Below are 17,648 nucleotides of genomic sequence, written 5' to 3' on the forward strand. Positions count from 1 at the left end.
TCGTCATGGTCCGCGAAGTCGTCGTTGGGGTCGCCGACGATGCCTGGCGCGATGCTCATCGTGGGCCGCAGCGCGGTGCGCGCATCGTCGGGCGCGCCGCAATACTGGCGCAACAGCGCGGCCTCGCGCTCATGCACTTCGACCGGAAACCAGCGCGCGCCGGCCGATGCGAGGTAACGCGCGCGGTGCTGTCCGTTGCGGAACGCGACCACGCCTTCGTGCTCGAGACCGAGCCATCCGATGAGACCCGGCGCGCGCCGTGCGGTCATCGTCACGTAAGGCATATCGGGAATGCGCGAATTGGCCGGATCGAGAAACTCGCGAATGCCGCGCAGCTTGCCGGGATGCCATTCGTGGACCGGGCGCAGCACATAGTCGGTGTCGTCGCGCTCGGCGCACAGCAGCAGCTTGCGCGCATCGACGAGCACGACTTCATGGCGGGTTCCGTCGATCGAGAACACGCGCTTGAGTCGCACATGGTCATACCATTCGTGGTCGTGCAGCTGGACGATCCAGACAGGTTCATTTGGCGGCATGGCGGAATTCGACATCGACGGCTTCAGATGAAAACGACCAGCGGGTCGCCTCCGACAGGCTGGCACGACCGGTGCGCAGTACGCGGGCAAGCCGATCGAACCGGCATATGAACGGTGCTTACGCTACGAGTCGATTGTGAAAAGGCCGTGTCACTTAGGCAAGCGATTTCGCTACGCACATGTGGTATTTCGAGCAAATCGAAGCACGTGTTGCGACGACTCCGATCGACTTGCATCGGGAGATGACGATGACCCTCGAAACATTCGGTGACCATGTCCGCATCGAAGCGATCGATGCGGTCGCAACGATCGTGCTCGATCGGCCCGCACGCCGCAATGCGGTCGATCGCCCGACGGCGAACGCCTTGTCCGCTGCGTTCGCGCGTGTCGAAAGCCATGCGGACTGGCGCGTTGCCGTGCTGTTCGGCGCGGGCGGCACGTTCTGCGCGGGCGCCGATCTCACCGCACTCGACGACGACACGCGCCGCAACGAGCTGCATGCCGACGGCAGCGGTCCGGGCCCGATGGGCCCGACGCGCACGCCGTTCGCAAAGCCCGTGATCGCCGCGATCTCGGGGTACGCGGTCGCGGGCGGGCTCGAGCTTGCGGCGATGTGCGATCTGCGCGTCGTCGAGCGTTCCGCCGTGCTCGGTGTGTTCTGCCGGCGCGTCGGTATTCCGCTCATCGACGGCGGCACGGTTCGCCTGCCGCGGCTCGTTGGTTTGTCGCGCGCGCTCGATCTGATTCTGACGGGCCGCGCGCTCGGCGCCGACGAGGCGTTTGCATTCGGGCTCGCGAATCGCATCGTCGAAGACGGCACGGCGCGCACTGCCGCGGAACAGCTCGCCGCGGAACTGGCCGCGCTGCCGCAGTCGGCATTGCTCGCGGACCGACGTTCGGCCTACGCAAACAGCATGCTCGACGATCTCGCCGACGCGTTGCGCCGCGAAGGCGCGGGCGGTTATGCGGCAGTGTTCGGCGAGGGCATGGCGCTCGCCGCACGCTTTGCCGACGGCGCCGGCAGGCATGGAAGCGCGCTCGATCCATCGAGTGGCTCATCGAGTGACCCATCGAGTGGCTCATCGGACCGCTCGACGCTCGACTGACACCCGCCTTCCTCGCCGCATCGACGTCGCATCGGCGTCGCGTTTTCGTCGCCTGCGGAAAAAACAACAGCGGCCGAGATTACGCTTTGCAAGGGTTTCGGCTTAGGTACAATCCCCTACCGACTTTCCCAATCCGCCCCGACGCGCTTCGTCCCGAACGCGCGCGAGCGCGGCGCGCCCACGCCCCGATCATGCCCCTGCCTCTTTTTGCCCTGGCCATTGCCGCATTCGGCATCGGCACGACTGAATTCGTCATCATGGGGCTGCTGCCCGACGTCGCGCGCGATCTCGCCGTGTCGATTCCGGCGGCCGGCATGCTCGTCTCGGCCTATGCGCTCGGCGTCACGATCGGCGCGCCGATCGTCGCGATCGCGGTCGCGAACATGCCGCGCAAGAAAGCGCTGATGAGCCTGATCGGCGTGTTTATCGTCGGCAACCTGCTATGCGCGATCGCGCCGAACTATGCGGTGCTGATGATTGCGCGCATCGTCACGGCGTTCTGCCACGGCGCATTCTTCGGCATCGGATCGGTGGTCGCCGCGGGCCTCGTCGCGCCGAATCGCCGCGCACAGGCGATCGCACTGATGTTCACGGGCCTCACGCTCGCGAATGTGCTCGGCGTGCCGCTCGGCACCGCGCTCGGCCAGGCAGTCGGCTGGCGCTCGACGTTCTGGGCGGTCACCGTGATCGGCGTGCTCGCCGCCGCGGCGCTCGCAGTCTGCCTGCCGTCGCGCATCGAGATGCAGAAGGCGAGCCTGCTGCATGAATTCAAGGTGCTGAAAAATCCGCAGGTACTGATGGTGCTCGGCACGAGCGTGCTCGCGTCGGCAAGCCTGTTCTCGACCTTCACCTACATCACGCCGATTCTCGAAGACGTGACCGGCTTTACGCCGCACGCGGTCACCCTCGTGCTGCTGCTGTTCGGCCTTGGGCTCACGGTCGGCAGCACGCTCGGCGGCAGGCTCGCCGACTGGCGGCCCGTGCAGTCGCTGCTCGCGTTCCTGCTCGCGATCGTCGCGATTCTCGTCGTGTTCGCGGCCGCGATGCATGCGCAGATTCCCGCGCTCCTCACCGTGTTCGCATGGGGCGTACTCGCCTTCGCGATCGTGCCGCCGTTGCAGATGCTGATTGTCGATCGCGCAAGCCATGCGCCGAATCTCGCATCGACGTTGAACCAGGGCGCGTTCAATCTCGGCAATGCCACGGGCGCATGGCTCGGCGGCATGGCGATCGGCGCGGGCGCGCCGCTCACGGCGCTGCCGTGGGTCGGCGTCGCGACGGCCGCCGGCGCCGTCGCGCTGACCTTGTGGTCGGTGTCGCTCGAACGGCGCGCGCAACGGATGGCGGTGCCGGGCTGAGGCGCGGCGTCGCTGGGCGCGGCAGCGCCCCTGCGTAGTAGCATCACGCCCGATGAAAGTCATCTTCTCGCGCGATTTTGTTGCGCTCATTCTGAGCGTCGCCGTGGTCGGGCTCGGCATGGGCGCCACGCTTCCGCTGACCGCGCTCGCCCTCACCGGCGCGGGCTACGGCACCGATATCGTCGGCCTGCTGACTGCGGCGCAAGCGGGCGGCGGGCTCGCCGCCGTGCCGCTGACCGGCTGGGTCGGCGCGCGCTTTTCGGGCCGTCAGGTGATCGTCGGCGCCGTGCTCGCGGTAGCGCTCGCCACTGCGTCGATGCAAGTCACGACGAATCTGTTGGTCTGGGCCGTGTTGCGCGTCGTCTGCGGCTTCGCGCTGATGCTGCTCTTCACGTTCGGCGAGGCCTGGGTCAACCAGCTCGCCGACGACGCGTCGCGCGCCCGCGTGATCGCGATCTACGCGACGAACTTCACGTTGTTCCAGATGGCCGGACCCGTGCTCGTCAGCCGCATCGCGCCGTTCGCCGCCTCGCGCTTTCTCGTATGCGGCGCGATTTTTCTGCTCGCGCTGCCGATGCTCGCGGCCATGCGCGCGACGCGGCGCGCCGCCGGCGAACCCGAACCGCACGGCAACTGGCGGCACGTGCTGCCGCAGATGCCCGCGCTCGTGATCGGCACCGGCTTTTTCGCCCTGTTCGATACGCTCGCGCTGTCGCTGATCCCGCTCTTTGCGATGACACACGGCTTCACCGCGAGCGTCGCCGTGCTGTTCGCATCGGCGATGCTGCTCGGCGACACGACGCTGCAATTGCCGATTGGCTGGCTCGCCGATCATCTGGGTCGCGAGCGCGTGCATATCGGCGCGGCCGTGGTCGTCGTGGTGTTGCTCGCGCTGTTGCGCTGGGCGGTCGCCGTGCCGTGGCTGTGCTGGCCGTTGCTTTACGTGCTGGGCGGCGCGGCCGGGGCGATCTATACGCTGTCGCTCGTCGCCTGCGGCGAGCGCTTTCGCGGCGCGGCGCTCGTGTCCGCGAGTTCGCTTGTCGGTGCGTCGTGGAGCGTCGCGAGCTTCGGCGGCCCGCTCATTGCCGGCGCGTTGATGCAACACGTCGGCAACGATGCGCTGATCGGCGTGCTGCTCGCAAGTGCGCTCGCGTTTCTCGGCGCCGCGGTATGGGAACGGCGCCGCGGCGCGGTGCGGGCGTTGCAGTAGCGCCAGCCCGTCGCGCGCTCGACGCTTTTCATACTCTTGCCGGCAAGACCTCGCCGACACACGTGCCGAAGCCCACGCGATACCCGTCGCCCTGACACCATCCGGCCAGCGTCAGCTCGTCGCCATCGTCGATAAACGTGCGCGTGCCGCCTTCTTCGAGCTCGAGCGGTTTTTTCCCGTTCCACGTCAACTCGAGCAGGCTGCCGTACGAATCGGCGGTCGGCCCGCTGATCGTCCCGGACCCCATCAGATCGCCGACCCGAGTATTGCAGCCCGACACCGTGTGATGCGCGAGCTGCTGCGCCATCGTCCAGTACATATGGCGGAAGTTCGTGCGGGCGATCGTCGTCGCACGACGCGCGTTGCGCGCGCGCATGCGCACCTCGAGTTCGATATCGAACCCATGCCTGCCGTCCGGACGATGCCGCAGATACTCGAGCGGCGCCGGCTCCTGCGTCGGCTGCGCGACACGAAACGGTTCGAGCGCGTCGAGCGTGACGATCCACGGCGAAATGGTCGTGGCAAACGTCTTCGAGTTGAACGGGCCGAGCGGCACGTATTCCCATTGCTGGATATCGCGTGCGCTCCAGTCGTTGAGCAGCACCATGCCGAAGATATGGTCTTGCGCCTCGGCGCACGCAATCGGCTCGCCGAGCGCATTGCCGCGCCCGACGATAAAGCCGGTTTCGAGCTCGATATCGAGCTTGCGGCACGCGCCGAATACCGGGCGCGGCGTATCGGGCAGTTTCAGCTGGCCATTGGGCCGCCGCACCGGCGTGCCGCTTACGACCACCGACGACGCGCGCCCGTTGTATCCGATCGGGATCTCGAGCCAGTTCGGCAGCAACGCGTTGGCCGGGTCGCGGAACATCGAGCCGACATTCGTCGCATGCTCCTTCGACGAATAGAAGTCCGTGTAGCCGGGAATCTCGACCGGAAGATGCAGCGTCGCCTCCGACATCGGGACGAATACGCGCGCTTTCAGCGCGTCGTCGTCGCGCAGGCGCGGGTTGCCGCGCTCGAGAAGCGCGCTCAGTTGCACGCGCACGCTGCGCCACGCGTCGCGGCCAAGCGCAATGAATGCGTTCAGCGAATCTCGCGCGAATACGCTTGCATCGTGGTGCGAGGCGCCATGCGCGCCCGGCGATGCGGCAGTCAGCAGACCTGCGCTTTCGAGCGCGGCGAGATCGACGATCAGGTTGCCGATCGCCACGCCCGCGCGCCGCGCATGACTGTTCCGGTCGCTGAACACGCCGAACGGCAGGTTCTGAATCGGGAAATCGCAGATCGGATCGTTGGCGGTCTCGACCCAGCTTCTGCGCGACGCATCGAGCGTAGCCTGAAGTTCGCCACCGATACTCATTGCTGCTCCGCGTTGAAATGTTTCCTGAGACCTTGCCAGCACGCGGCGTAACCGGTTTGCAGTTGCGTGCTTTCGAGCGCGAGGCGCGTCGGCCGGATCAGCGTGCGCGTTTCGAACATGAACGCCATCGTGTCGCTCACCTTGTGCGGTTTCGTCGTGTCGCTGTGCGACGCTTTTTCGAAGGTTTCGGCATCGGGTCCGTGCCCCGACATGCAGTTGTGCAGACTCGCGCCGCCGGGCACGAAGCCTTCGGCCTTCGCGTCATAAGCGCCGTGCACGAGACCCATGAATTCGCTGGCGACGTTGCGGTGGAACCACGGCGGGCGAAACGTATCTTCAGCCGCGAGCCAGCGCGGCGGAAAGATCACGAAGTCGATCGTATCGACGCCTGGCGTATCGCTCGGCGATTGCAGCACGAGGAAAATCGACGGATCGGGATGATCGAAACTGATCGAGCCGATCGTATTGAAATGCCGCAGGTCGTATTTGTACGGCGCGTAGTTGCCGTGCCACGCGACGACGTCGAGCGGCGAATGATCGATATCGGCACGCCAAAGCTGGCCATTGAGCCTGGCGACCAGCTCGAACGCGCCTTCTCGATCTTCATAGGCCGCATGCGGTGTCAGGAAGTCGCGCGGGTTGGCAAGACCGTTCGAGCCGATCGGCCCGAGGTCGGGCAGCCGCAACAGCGCCCCGAAGTTCTCGCAGATATAGCCGCGCGCTTCGCCGTCCGGCAACGCGACGCTAAAGCGCACGCCGCGCGGAATCACCGCGATTTCGAACGGCTCGACGTCGAGCTTGCCGAGTTCGGTGGCAATGGCGAGGCGCCCATGCTGCGGGACGATCAGCAGCTCGCCGTCGGCGCTGTAGAAAAAGCGCTCGTGCATCGAGCGGTTCGCCGCATACAGATGAATCGCGCAGCCGCTCATCGCTTCGGCAGCGCCGTTGCCGGCCCATGTCACCGTGCCGTCGACGAAGTCGGTCGGCTTCGACGGCATCGGCAGCGGATCCCAGCGCAACGGGTTCGGCGGCGTCGGCGGCACGCCCGTGAAGTTCGCGACGAGATGATCCGACGGCAACGGCGTGAACGGTCCATGCATCGCCGCCGGCCGGATGCGGTACAGCCACGAGCGCCGGTTCTGCCCGCGCGGTGCGGTGAACGCGGTGCCCGACAGCTGCTCGGCGTAGAGCCCGTACGGCGCGCGCTGCGGCGAGTTGCGGCCATGCGGCAGCGCGCCGGGCAGCGCTTCGGTTGCAAACTCGTTCGCGAAGCCGGATTGATAGTGCGCGTGAAGGTTCGGGTTGCCGCCCCGCTCGTCAGCCGGCTGCCGGGCGCCGCCGACGGCGCTTTGGCCCGCCGCGTCGCGCTCGGGCCGTGTCGATGTGGTCATGTGAGTCTCCGTCGATCCGATTCCGATCGTTCGATTCCGTTGATTTACGAATGGTAAAACGAATTACGATTAGTGAAAATCACGTAAACCCTGGGGATGCGTGCCCGCATCGATCGTTATGAGTAATTGGTCAGTCGCGATCCGGCGCCCGCTGCTACCATCGGAGAATGCGACGGCGCCGGTGCGGCAGCCGTCCTCTATTCGAATTCGAACGCGATTGATCGCTCCGCGAGGTCCCTGCGCGATCCCTGCGCGTCACATGCGTGCCACACCCTGCGCTCACCCATGATCCCGTTGAACATTCCCGAACTCGTTGACCGCGCATCGACTCTTCCGTTTCTGCGCGAGCATTTGCGCATGGGCACCGGCGCCCATCGCGACAGCGCGGTCGCGCATTACGCCGACTTCGAAATCGGCAGCGCCTACGAGCCGATCTTCGACATCAGCGTGCATGCGCTCGCGCAGTCGCTGTCGTCGGAGCCGCAAAGCGCCGACCGCTTCGGCGACGAACTCGGCTTCCAGGCAGTCACGCAGCACCTGAACGGAACGCACATCGACGCGTTCGACCCGTTCGATCACGTGTCCGACGATCAGGAACTGGTCGCGCTCGATCGCATGTCACGCGGCATGCATGCGATCAACTTCTTCGGCGCGCAGCGGCACGGGTTGCTGTTTCTGCGCGTGCACGAGCGTCTGCTGAAGAGCGTGCGCTACGACCACGGCCGGCACTTCTCGACGGTGCTGATCTCGTTCGGGATCAATCCGTCGCGCATCGTGATCGAGCTGCCGCCGGCCGCCGTCGCGCATCGCACGTTTCTCGGCTATCTGACGAAGAGCTATCAGCACTACGGGTTCAAGGTGGCGGGGAATCTGCCGAACGCCGGGCAGATTCTGTCGGTGTCCGATATGGCGCGGCTCGATTTCGTCAAGATGGATGCGGGCGCCGCGCTGCGCGATGCGATGGTGAAGCCGCTCGTCGGCTATGCGAACCGGCTGCGCATTCCGTTGATTTTCGATCGCGTCGCGACCGAAGCGCAGTTCGAGATGCTGCAGCAATACGATGTGCGGTTCGTGCAGGGGCCGTTGTTTGCGGGTAGCGAGAATCGGGTGGCATGAAGGGCGACGTGAAGCGTTCGCCTGAAGGGTTCGCCTGAAGGGTTCGCCTGAAGGGTTCACCTGAAGGCACGCTGAAAACGGCCTGCGCGCGGCCTCTCGCGCGCTATGCTCGTCGAACCGTGTCGCCGAGCCGCCGCGCGAGCGCTTCGAGGCGCGGCGCGACACGCTCGCGAAACACGTCCTCCCCCATCGACGAGGCCGGGCCGCTGCAACTGAGCACGAGCCATCGTCGATCGCGCGGATCGCGAAACGGCACGGCGACCGCGTTGACGTCTTCGTGCCACGCGCGAAACGAATAACAGCAGCCGGCTGCTTCGAATGCGTCGACTTCGACGCGCGCGTCTTCCACCTGCGCCGCGCCGGAATCGCCCGCCGCCCGCGCGAGCTCCGCGAACAGCGCCTCGCGCACATCGACCGGCTGTACCGCGAGATACGCGCGCCCCATCGAACTCGTCAGCATCGACAGCCTGGAACCCGAAGCGAGCCCGAGCGTGAGCGCGGTCTCGCTGCGGATCGTCTCCAGATAGACCATATCGAGCCCGTCGCGGCAGCCGAGCGAGACGGCCGCGCCGACCTCGCGCGCGAACGCGCGCAGATGCGGCCGCGCCAGTTCGAGCGTGTCGGTGCCCGACAACAATGCGAAGCCAAGCGACAGCACACCCGCATCGAGCGCATATTTGCCGAGCGCCTCGTCGAAACGCAGATAGCCGAGCACCGTCAGGGTATAAGCAAGACGGTTGACGGTCGCTTTGGGCAAACCCGTGCGTTCGACGAAGTCGCGATTGCCGAGCAGCGTCTCGCCGGGCCGGAAAGCGCGCAGCAGATCGAGCCCGCGCGCGAGTGCTACGACGAATTTACGCTCGTCGATCGAGGGTGCGGAGGCAGTCATCGGATGGTACACTCGAACGTCAATTGCAAAACATTGTTTCGCACAGCGGAACTCCAGTCAAGTCGTTCGTGTACCCGGCTTCAGGGCGACGATTCAGCATTCAGGAGATTCACCATGGCGCGCGCGCATTTCCACTGGGACGACCCGCTGCTTTTCAACCAGCAGCTCACCGACGAAGAACGCATGGTGCGCGATGCCGCCGCCGCGTACGCGCAGGACAAGCTGGCGCCGCGCGTGCTCGAAGCGTTTCGCCATGAAAAAACCGACGTCGCGATCTTTCGCGAGATGGGCGAACTGGGCCTGCTCGGCCCGACGATCCCCGAACAATACGGCGGCCCCGGGCTCAACTACGTGAGCTATGGGTTGATCGCGCGCGAAGTCGAGCGCATCGATTCCGGCTACCGGTCGATGATGTCCGTGCAATCGTCGCTCGTGATGGTGCCGATCTTCGAATTCGGCACGGACGCGCAGAAAGACAAATACCTGCCGAAGCTCGCAAGCGGCGAATGGATCGGCTGCTTCGGCCTGACCGAGCCGAACCATGGCTCGGACCCGGCCAATATGGTCACGCGCGCGAAGCAGGTCGACGGCGGCTATTCGCTGTCCGGCTCGAAGATGTGGATCACGAATTCGCCGATTGCCGATGTGTTCGTCGTATGGGCGCAACTCGAGGAAAACGGCGAGGACGAGATTCGCGGCTTTATCCTCGAGAAAGGCTGGAAGGGTCTCAGCGCGCCCGCCATTCACGGCAAGATCGGGCTGCGCGCGTCGATCACCGGCGAAGTGGTGCTCGACGACGTCTTCGTACCCGAAGAAAACCTGCTGCCGGGCGTCAAGGGCCTGCGCGGGCCATTCACGTGTCTGAACTCGGCGCGCTACGGCATCGCGTGGGGCGCGCTCGGCGCGGCCGAATCGTGCTGGCACACCGCGCGCCAGTACGTGCTCGACCGCAAGCAGTTCGGCCGGCCGCTCGCCGCGAACCAGTTGATCCAGAAAAAGCTCGCCGATATGCAGACCGAAATCACGCTCGGCCTGCAAAGCGTGCTGCGTCTTGGCCGCATGAAGGACGAAGGCACGGCGGCCGTCGAAATCACATCGATGATGAAGCGCAACTCATGCGGCAAGTCGCTCGAGATCGCGCGCACCGCGCGCGACATGCTCGGCGGCAACGGTATCTCGGACGAGTTCGGCGTCGCGCGGCATCTCGTGAATCTCGAAGTCGTGAACACATACGAAGGCACGCACGATATCCACGCGCTGATTCTCGGGCGCGCGCAGACCGGGATTCAGGCGTTCTTTTAAGTTTGTTAACGGATTCGGATCGCTGGCGCGGTTTTTTAAGATTTGTCCAATACGCGCGGATGAAGCATCCGCTTAAGGTGTCGGCAGCATTTTTGTGATGCGCCGATTCCGATCTTCGACGCGGGGTCGACAGACAGACTCGGCGCCGACTGACCCGGAGACACCATGAGCGAATCCGTCCGCCCCGCCGCGCAGCGTGGCCAGCGCGGCCTCACCGAATCGAGCTTTGCGCGGCCCGGTGCGCCCGCGCTGAGCGGGCCCGAGGGCATCCGCTTCGACTTCAACTACGGCTGCCGCGTGCGGGTGAGCGTCGACGGATGGCGCGTGCGGATGCTCGATCTCGACACGCACAACGTCGTGTTCGACGAAGCGGTTCGAGCCGGCGAGACGGTGACGAGCCGCCGCAAGTATTTCGTGCGCACGCTGCTGCAGGTGTTCGACGGCAACCGGCTCGTGTTCGAGCATGCCTTCGAGGCGCGCGCAAAGCCGGTGCTCGTGCGGCTCGCATCGGCCGCGCTCGGCGATTCGATCGCGTGGATGCCCGTGATCGACGCGTTTCGCGAGCAGCATCGTTGCGACTTGCATGTGGCGGTGCCGGCGCATCTGCAGCCGCTCTTTCGCGAAGGCTATCCGGCGCTGAAGCTCGTTGCCGATCGCGAGATTCAGTCGCTGGAAGCCGCCAGCGCGCCGTTCTACGCGACATACCATATCGGCCTGTTCTCCCCATACGACGAACGCGACCACCAGCCGACCGACCCGCGCGTGAGCAGCATGCAGGACGCCGCCGCGTATATGCTCGGCGTGCCGCCCGGCGAGCGGCGGCCGCGGATCGTCGTCGCCGATACCTCGCGCCGTATCGCCGAACCGTATGTCTGCATCGCGACGCAGGCGACCGCCCAATGCAAGTACTGGAACAACCCGCGCGGCTGGCCGACGCTGATCGCGCATCTGAAGCGGCTTGGCCTGCGCGTGCTGTGCATCGACCGCGATCGCGAGTACGGGCTGCCGGGCGCGCTGAACCGGATGCCCGAAGGCGCCGAGGACTTCACGGGCGAACGTCCGCTGCAGGAACGCGCGAACCTGCTGATGCATGCCGAGTTTTTCGTCGGGCTCGGCAGCGGTCTGTCGTGGCTGGCATGGGCGGCCGGCACGCCGGTCGTGATGATCAGCGGCTTTTCGCATCCGAAGACCGAGTTCCACACGCCATGGCGCGTGATCAACTTCCACGCGTGCAATAGCTGCTTCAACGACACCGCGCACGAATTCGATGCCGACAACTTCAACTGGTGCCCGCGCCGGGCAGACGGCCGCACACAGCGGTTCCAGTGCACGGCGGCGATCAGTCCGGAGTTCGTGATACGAACGGTGGACAGTCTGATCGATGCGCGTTGTGCCGCCTGACTTTCCAGACGGGCTTTGAAAGCTGAACAGGAAATGAAAAAGCCGGACTGCGGGAGCGGCTCACCCTCGGTCCGGCCTGGCTTGTGCGTCTGTTCCTGCTTGTGCGCCTGTTTCGGCCGAGGCTTGCGGCTTACTTCAGGTTCGGCTGCGGCGTCATGCGCAGGTACGGCCGCAGCGCCTTGTAGCCCTTCGGGAATTTCTGTTTGATCACGTCCTCGTCCTTCAACGACGGCACGATCACCACGTCGTCGCCATGATTCCAGTTGCCCGGCGTCGCGACCTGATAGTTGTCGGTTAGCTGTAGCGAGTCGATCACGCGCAGCACTTCGTCGAAATTGCGACCCGTGCTGGCCGGATACGTGATGATAAGGCGCACCTTCTTCTTCGGATCGATGATGAAGAGCGAACGCACCGTCAGCGTTTCGTTCGCGTTCGGGTGAATCATGTCGTAGAGTTCCGACACCTTGCGGTCGCCGTCGGCGAGGATCGGAAAACCGACGCTCGCGGCCTGCGTCTCGTTGATGTCCTTGATCCACTCGTTATGCGATTTCGCACTGTCGACCGACAACGCGATGGTCTTCACGTTGCGCTTCTCGAACTCGCTCGCGAGCTTCGCAGTCAGGCCGAGTTCGGTCGTGCAGACCGGCGTAAAGTCGGCCGGATGCGAGAAAAGCACGCCCCAGCTATCGCCGAGCCACTCGTGGAATTTGATCCGGCCGATGCTCGAATCCTGTTCGAAATCGGGCGCGGTGTCGCCAAGCCGTAGACTCATCATGCAACTCCTTTGAAGGTTCGCTCTGTCAATATCCGGATAAACCGAACCGGCCCGGCCGAGCGCAGCCGACGGTAACCGGAAAAAATTAAAGCATAACGGACGCCGGCTTGCGCGGCTAACGAACCGAGCGTCATACACATATGAGTTTTTTGTAATTTTCGTTGCGATGAGTGAAACTTAGCGGGACAGATCAGCTTCGCGGGCTAATAATGCAAGCGTGTCGATAAGGTGCGGCGCCATGCCGCTGCGGAAGGCCGGCGACGCGTGCTCGACGGGTTCGCGGTGTGCCCGCCGTGCGTTCTGGCAACGGCAATGTGTCGCTTGCTGTACGTTTATGGCGCGAACAGACGTCCGGGAACGGATTCTGCGTACCGCGGTGGTCCGCGTGTCGCCTGCCGCCCTCGCCAGCGGCGATTTCTTTGGTTACGATTTCACGCGTAGCGTGCACGAAGGGAGCAATCAATGTCGGAAGTTAACAAGGAGAGATTGATGTCGGATATCAAGACAGTCCTCGCAGACGCTGAAGATCTGCTGAAGCAGGCCGCGAGCGCAACCGGCGAACGCGCTTCCGAACTCCGCGAATCCGCGTTGTCGCGGCTCAAACAGGCGAAGGAAAAAGCGGCGGATGTGCAGGTGGTCGTGGTCGAGAAAGGCAAGAAGGCAGCACGCGCGACCGACGACTACGTCCACGAGCACCCCTGGACGTCGATTGGCATCGCGGTCGGCGCCGGCGTGCTGGTGGGCCTGCTGATCAATCGGAAGTAAAGCAGGCAGTGGTGCCGTGACTGACCGTGCGGTTTCTTTGCGCGAGCTTTTGCACGAGGTTGTGCGTGCCAGTGTACGAGGCGCTGCGGTAAGTCGTATTTCCATCGGGCAAGGCGGCCGGCTAGCGTCAGACTTCTGACGCCTCTGGCCGGACACGTTTCAGATACGGCTGGTGCCCGCCGGACTTCAGTCCGGCGCGCCCCGGCCGGCTTTGAGTTCCGCGTGTGGGTTGAATGTGGGTTCAATGCGCAGCCTGTGCCACTTCCGATGTCCTTCCAGTCTGTTTCCGGTGCACTTCTACGGGGTAACGCGCTCACGTCATGACCACCGATACCCAATCACAGCGCTCGGACCGAAGCCCGCTGCGCCGCATTTTCAGCTCCGTCTTTTCGATCCTGCAGACCCGGCTCGAACTGATCGGCATCGAGCTGGCAGAAGAAAAAGACCGTCTGCTCGCCGTGCTCTTTCTCGGCCTCGCGGCCATGATGCTCGCGATGATGTCGCTGATCGCACTAACCGCGCTCATTGCGATCGCGTTCTGGGACACGTACCGTTGGCAATCGCTCGCGGGTATTACGATTGTCTACGCAGTCGCCGCGCTGGTCTGCGGACTGCGCGCGCGCAGTAATTTGCATAACGCGCCGGCCGTGTTCGAAGCCACCATCCACGAGTTCGAAAAGGACCGCGAGATTTTCCGCAAACATTCGGAGTGAGCGGGCTGAGTGAGCGGGTGCTGCCGGCTGGATTGCCTCATTCCGTTGCCCGTTTCGAGCTGACGACTTCAACAATCTTTGACGCTTTATCGATACCTCATGAGCCACGTCCATTCAGATAGCGCATTTCGCCGTCAGCATAAGGCGACGAAGGATCTGAGCACGCCGCAGTTGCGGGCGCTGCGCAAGGAACTGCTGATCGTGCGTGCGGACGTCGAGCGCATGGAACTCGCGCAGTCGACGCTCGAACTGCGCCAGGCGGTCATCCATTTCAGCTGGCTCAAATTCGTGCTGCCCGGCTTTGCAAGCATGCGCTGGGGCGCGCGCGGCGCCACCACGAAGGGCATTGGCGCGCTGATGAAGCAATATCCGCTCGTCAGTTCGCTGATGTCGTTGCTGCTCGCGAAGCCGCTGCGCACGAGCGTGGTGGCGAGCGCCAAGCCGGTGCTGAAGTGGGGCAGCGTGGCGCTTGCCGCATGGGAGGCTTACCGGATCTGGCAGCAGGTGCGACGCGAGACCGGCGGTGGCGCCGGCGGTGCGGGGAAGGATGTCGGCGGCAGCGCGCGGGTGTCGGGGCAGTGAGTGGCGTAAGGGTTGCGGTTACAGTCGCTGTCGCTGTGGCTGCTGCAACGTTTTGCCCCTCTATGCCGGTTCGGCGGTGTGTGTCGATAAAATCCGGCTAACGCGTGTTCCAGCACTGCGCGATATCGACGCCTGATATGCTGCCCTTACCAGGCGCCGCTCGATTCGCGCGCAAACCGGTCGCATCGAGCGCGAAAGTACCGCATGGGTCATCTCGCATCGGCCCTGTATCGATGGGCGTCGCTTCCAGCGTATAGCCGCCGTTTGCGTCATCGGCTGACAACACCTGCAGCCGATAGACGGGCGTGCCGGACTGAGGCGCCTGATCGAAGCCTGGCGGCAATGCGACCGTGCTGCTGCCACGCAGCGCCGATTCAACATACTGCGCCGCGCGATAGAGTGCCGAGGTCGCATCCGTTCTGTGTCCGCGCGCGAGCTGCGCCCGGTACGACGGCAACGCGAATGCGGCGAGTACGGCGATGATCGCGAGCGCAATCACGAGTTCGAGTAGCGTGAAGGCGCCGGTGTGGTGCTTTGCGGCGTGGTGCTTCATGGAATAGCGCTTCATCCGGTCGATCCCGGCATCACAATGGTTCGAAAACAAATGGGGCGTCCGCTCAGTTTGCTCAGTCCGCTCAAAAGGGCCGAGCCACGATACGCCGCCAATGACGCTCGACGATGCCGTTGTCTACCACGAGCTGAAGCTGCAACCACGCCTGCGTATCGCGCGTGCGGCCGTAACCACGCGCGGTGAGCAGCCATGCGCTCGCGGCGGGACGCGTGGCGAGACGCCATGCCTCGACTGCGCATTGCGGAGGTTCGAACGAACCCGGCCACACGGCAATCGGAGCAAATGCGGCGGCGTTGAACGCGGCGGACACTTTCCACGCAGCGGGTTCGCCATTTACTGCAGCTTCGCGAGACAGCACTTCGCCCGCCGCAACACGTTGTGCGCACAACGTCAGCGCCGAATCCGCCGCATGAAACGCGACGAACTGGTCTTGCAAATTAGCCGCACCGCGGGCCGCCGCAACCGATGTCTCGAACCACGCGGCCGATGTAGCGAGCATCATCGACGACAGGATCAGGACGATCGGCAACGCCGCACCGCGATTGCGCGAGCGCCGGGGCGCATTGTCGCGTCGCGGAGCGCGCCCACCGCGCCGTACTGTGTAACGCTTCATCGCGAGCATCCGCTTCGGTCGGCCACGCATCATGTTGCACCTCCACTGTTATTCCGGATCGCGACGCGCCGCCAGAACGCCTCACGAGCGCGCTTGTCCGGGCCCAATAACGACACGCCGTCGCAATCGACATAGCGACTCGGCGCGGCGTCGCGGGCGCCACGCACGAGCACGCAAACGTCGACCGCAACCACACTGCGCCATTGGGCGAGCGTGAGCGCGGACGCATCGAGCGCCGCGGGCGCGCCGGCCAGCCAATAGCGAAACCGCAACCGTTCGACGCCTTCGACGAGCGGCTGCGACGAACCCGCGCTGCCACTGCCCTCGCAGTAAAGTTCGGGCTCCCCCGTCGAGCCGCTTGCTCTCGCGTAAAAGCGGTTGACGACCGGTGCACCCGGCGCGTCGGCAAGCGTGTGCGCGAGCCCCTGGCCGAGGCAATCGGTCGGCTGCGCGGCGGCTGACGGCCACGTCGATACGTTGTCGGCGACATATCGGATCGCGATGCCATCCGAGCGGCTCGCGAGCGCTTCGCACGTGAGGCGATCGTCCGTTCCGGCCGGACGCGCAGACGAGCAGCCGAAGAGAGCGCCGGAGGCGAACAGCAGGGTCGCCGACGGGGAATCAGCAGGCGTGAATCCGGCCATCTGCAATTGCAGCGCGATCATCGTGAGGGCCGTCACCCCGGCTTCGTGCATCTGCGCAGCATCGTTGGCGCGCACGAGAGCGAGCCGCTGCGACCGGTACAGCGATATCGCGCCCGCTGTCACGATCAGGCCGAGCGCCACCGCGATCGTCAGTTCGAGCAGCGTGTGCCCGCGGATGCGAAGAACCGATCGCATCATTCGGCAAACGCAAGAACGACGCAGGCCGTGCCAGCCGGCACCGCGACATCGCCGCATGGCGGCGGCATGTCGATCACTTCGCCCGAACGCGATGCACCGGCAAGCGTGTGCCACGTGACACGCGCCACCGATGTCCGATCGCCGCTGCCGCTCACCGACGCCTCGCCTTGCGGTAACAGATAGCCCGCTCGAGTACGCCATTGCACGAGCGCCGCGCTGCTGCGCGACGCACCGTGCATCGCTTCGACGAGCGCGTCTGCAACGAGCGCTGCGTGCTCACGCGCCGCCGCTGCTCGAGCATCGCGAATCATCCATAGTTGCGCGGCAATCAGACCGAGTGCGGTCACCGCGGTCAACACGACCGCAAGCATGACTTCGATCAGCGATTCGCCACGAGTAAAAGCGGTGTGTGAACCGGCCTTCGAGGTTCGCAAGCGCAAGCGTGAGATCTTCATGCCGACGCCCCGCAAGCGCCCTCGGCGATACGCGCCCGTCCGCCGGCCGCAATCCGGATGCAACGGCGCCACGCGTTGCCTTGTGTCGCCTTCGACGAAACGCGCGGCGCGAGATCGAAGCTGCGAAAGCTGCCGATCGTCTGTCCCGCGGGCGGCGTAAACGTGAGATTCGTCGACGCGCCGGCGATGCTGACCGCCGCGAATTCCGGCTGCGCTCGCAGCGCGAACATGGCGCCCGCCCGTTCGATCATCACGGCCCAACCGCATGACCAGTCCACCGCGCCGGAGCGGCAGGCCTGCCCCGCGGCGAGACAGTGTCTCGCCGCGTCGATGCGGCACACGGTAATGCGCACGCCCCGTCTGATCGCTTCGCTGCGTGCGTAAGCAAGGGTTGAGAGCAATGCATGGGCACGCGCCTCCACCTGATCGCGCATCTGCCATGCGACAAACGAAGGTGTCGCCATCGCTGCAAGCAGAGCCAGCAACGCGACCACCGCCAGCGTTTCGAGCAGCGTGAAGCCGCATCGTACGCATCTCGTCCAGCCATCGTTTCTCATCGTCAGCCTCCGTTGTCAGCAACGATGGCTGCGAATCTACCTTTGCTTCAGGGTGCTAACAATATGCCGAATGGCCAGGTAGCGCGCAAAGGCAAACGCACGC

The 17,648-nt window shown here is 64.9% G+C and carries 18 protein-coding genes and 1 pseudogene; 9 read left to right on the forward strand and 10 right to left on the reverse strand.

Translation table 11 applies throughout. The features are described from left to right. Nucleotides 1-41 precede the first annotated feature (41 nt). Nucleotides 42-551 (reverse strand): annotated as a pseudogene (locus BTO02_RS16990) (plasmid fertility inhibition factor family protein); the annotation flags it as partial. Between the two features lie 233 nt (nucleotides 552-784). Between BTO02_RS16990 and BTO02_RS16995 the strand changes: the two are divergent. From BTO02_RS16995 to BTO02_RS17005, 3 genes are all read left to right on the forward strand, one after another. Next, nucleotides 785-1,642 carry a crotonase/enoyl-CoA hydratase family protein gene (locus BTO02_RS16995; RefSeq protein ID WP_075158959.1) on the forward strand — a complete coding sequence of 286 codons (858 nt, stop codon included), beginning with the start codon at nucleotides 785-787 and terminating at the stop codon, nucleotides 1,640-1,642. A gap of 191 nt (nucleotides 1,643-1,833) precedes the next feature. Continuing rightward, on the forward strand, nucleotides 1,834-3,000 hold the full coding sequence (locus BTO02_RS17000; protein ID WP_075158011.1) for an MFS transporter: 1,167 nt from the start codon (nucleotides 1,834-1,836) through the stop codon (nucleotides 2,998-3,000). Nucleotides 3,001-3,052: 52 nt separating this feature from the next. Next, on the forward strand, nucleotides 3,053-4,210 hold the full coding sequence (locus tag BTO02_RS17005) for an MFS transporter (RefSeq protein WP_075158012.1): 1,158 nt from the start codon (nucleotides 3,053-3,055) through the stop codon (nucleotides 4,208-4,210). Nucleotides 4,211-4,238: 28 nt separating this feature from the next. Here the strand turns inward: BTO02_RS17005 and fahA are convergent, their stop codons facing one another. Together fahA and hmgA are read right to left on the reverse strand one after the other, a co-directional pair. Beyond that, a complete protein-coding gene (gene fahA / locus BTO02_RS17010; RefSeq protein ID WP_075158013.1) occupies nucleotides 4,239-5,573 on the reverse strand; it encodes a fumarylacetoacetase in 1,335 nt (444 codons plus the stop codon). Next, nucleotides 5,570-6,964, reverse strand: coding sequence for a homogentisate 1,2-dioxygenase (gene hmgA / locus BTO02_RS17015; RefSeq protein WP_083615165.1), 1,395 nt, complete (start codon nucleotides 6,962-6,964; stop codon nucleotides 5,570-5,572). Before hmgA ends, fahA begins: the two co-directional genes overlap by 4 nt. Nucleotides 6,965-7,249: 285 nt before the next feature. Between hmgA and BTO02_RS17020 the strand changes: the two genes are divergently transcribed. After that, nucleotides 7,250-8,080 carry an EAL domain-containing protein gene (locus BTO02_RS17020; protein WP_075158014.1) on the forward strand — a complete coding sequence of 277 codons (831 nt, stop codon included), beginning with the start codon at nucleotides 7,250-7,252 and terminating at the stop codon, nucleotides 8,078-8,080. Between the two features lie 103 nt (nucleotides 8,081-8,183). On the opposite strand, the gene BTO02_RS17025 is transcribed toward BTO02_RS17020, so the two are convergent. Continuing rightward, nucleotides 8,184-8,969 (reverse strand): IclR family transcriptional regulator, encoded by a 786-nt coding sequence (locus tag BTO02_RS17025; RefSeq protein ID WP_075158015.1) that lies wholly within the window; start codon nucleotides 8,967-8,969, stop codon nucleotides 8,184-8,186. A 114-nt stretch (nucleotides 8,970-9,083) separates the two neighbouring features. Between BTO02_RS17025 and BTO02_RS17030 the strand changes: the two genes are divergently transcribed. After that, complete coding sequence (locus BTO02_RS17030; protein ID WP_075158016.1) at nucleotides 9,084-10,271, forward strand: acyl-CoA dehydrogenase; 1,188 nt, start codon at nucleotides 9,084-9,086, stop codon at nucleotides 10,269-10,271. Between the two features lie 165 nt (nucleotides 10,272-10,436). After that, nucleotides 10,437-11,672: an autotransporter strand-loop-strand O-heptosyltransferase gene (locus BTO02_RS17035; protein WP_083615166.1), complete on the forward strand. Its 1,236-nt coding sequence runs from the start codon at nucleotides 10,437-10,439 to the stop codon at nucleotides 11,670-11,672. A 130-nt stretch (nucleotides 11,673-11,802) separates the two neighbouring features. On the opposite strand, the gene BTO02_RS17040 is transcribed toward BTO02_RS17035, so the two are convergent. Beyond that, entirely contained in the window at nucleotides 11,803-12,444 is a 642-nt protein-coding gene (locus tag BTO02_RS17040; protein WP_075158960.1) for a peroxiredoxin, read from the reverse strand. A gap of 465 nt (nucleotides 12,445-12,909) precedes the next feature. Between BTO02_RS17040 and BTO02_RS17045 the strand changes: the two genes are divergently transcribed. From BTO02_RS17045 to BTO02_RS17055, 3 genes are all read left to right on the forward strand, one after another. Then, nucleotides 12,910-13,212, forward strand: a complete 303-nt coding sequence (locus BTO02_RS17045; protein ID WP_075158017.1) for a DUF883 family protein — start codon at nucleotides 12,910-12,912, stop codon at nucleotides 13,210-13,212. Nucleotides 13,213-13,532: 320 nt separating this feature from the next. After that, the gene (locus BTO02_RS17050; RefSeq protein ID WP_075158018.1) at nucleotides 13,533-13,925 is read left to right on the forward strand and encodes a phage holin family protein; all 393 of its coding nucleotides are present in this window, start codon (nucleotides 13,533-13,535) and stop codon (nucleotides 13,923-13,925) included. Nucleotides 13,926-14,024: 99 nt separating this feature from the next. Beyond that, complete coding sequence (locus BTO02_RS17055; RefSeq protein ID WP_075158019.1) at nucleotides 14,025-14,507, forward strand: DUF3318 domain-containing protein; 483 nt, start codon at nucleotides 14,025-14,027, stop codon at nucleotides 14,505-14,507. A gap of 97 nt (nucleotides 14,508-14,604) precedes the next feature. Here BTO02_RS17055 and BTO02_RS17060 read toward each other — a convergent pair whose 3' ends face one another. The 5 genes from BTO02_RS17060 to BTO02_RS17080 all read right to left on the reverse strand — a co-directional run bounded on the left by BTO02_RS17060 (nucleotide 14,605) and on the right by BTO02_RS17080 (nucleotide 17,545). Further along, entirely contained in the window at nucleotides 14,605-15,075 is a 471-nt protein-coding gene (locus tag BTO02_RS17060; protein WP_232243384.1) for a type IV pilin protein, read from the reverse strand. 67 nt (nucleotides 15,076-15,142) lie between these two features. Beyond that, nucleotides 15,143-15,724 (reverse strand): pilus assembly PilX family protein, encoded by a 582-nt coding sequence (locus tag BTO02_RS17065; protein ID WP_232243385.1) that lies wholly within the window; start codon nucleotides 15,722-15,724, stop codon nucleotides 15,143-15,145. Then, a complete protein-coding gene (locus tag BTO02_RS17070; protein ID WP_232243386.1) occupies nucleotides 15,721-16,533 on the reverse strand; it encodes a PilW family protein in 813 nt (270 codons plus the stop codon). Before BTO02_RS17070 ends, BTO02_RS17065 begins: the two co-directional genes overlap by 4 nt. Continuing rightward, nucleotides 16,530-16,988 (reverse strand): type IV pilus modification PilV family protein, encoded by a 459-nt coding sequence (locus BTO02_RS17075; RefSeq protein ID WP_232243387.1) that lies wholly within the window; start codon nucleotides 16,986-16,988, stop codon nucleotides 16,530-16,532. The genes BTO02_RS17070 and BTO02_RS17075 overlap by 4 nt, the downstream gene beginning before the upstream one ends. Continuing rightward, nucleotides 16,985-17,545: a GspH/FimT family pseudopilin gene (locus BTO02_RS17080; RefSeq protein ID WP_075158020.1), complete on the reverse strand. Its 561-nt coding sequence runs from the start codon at nucleotides 17,543-17,545 to the stop codon at nucleotides 16,985-16,987. The genes BTO02_RS17075 and BTO02_RS17080 overlap by 4 nt, the downstream gene beginning before the upstream one ends. Nucleotides 17,546-17,648: the final 103 nt, after the last annotated feature.

The organism is Paraburkholderia sp. SOS3 (assembly GCF_001922345.1).
Taxonomy (GTDB): Bacteria; Pseudomonadota; Gammaproteobacteria; order Burkholderiales; family Burkholderiaceae; genus Paraburkholderia.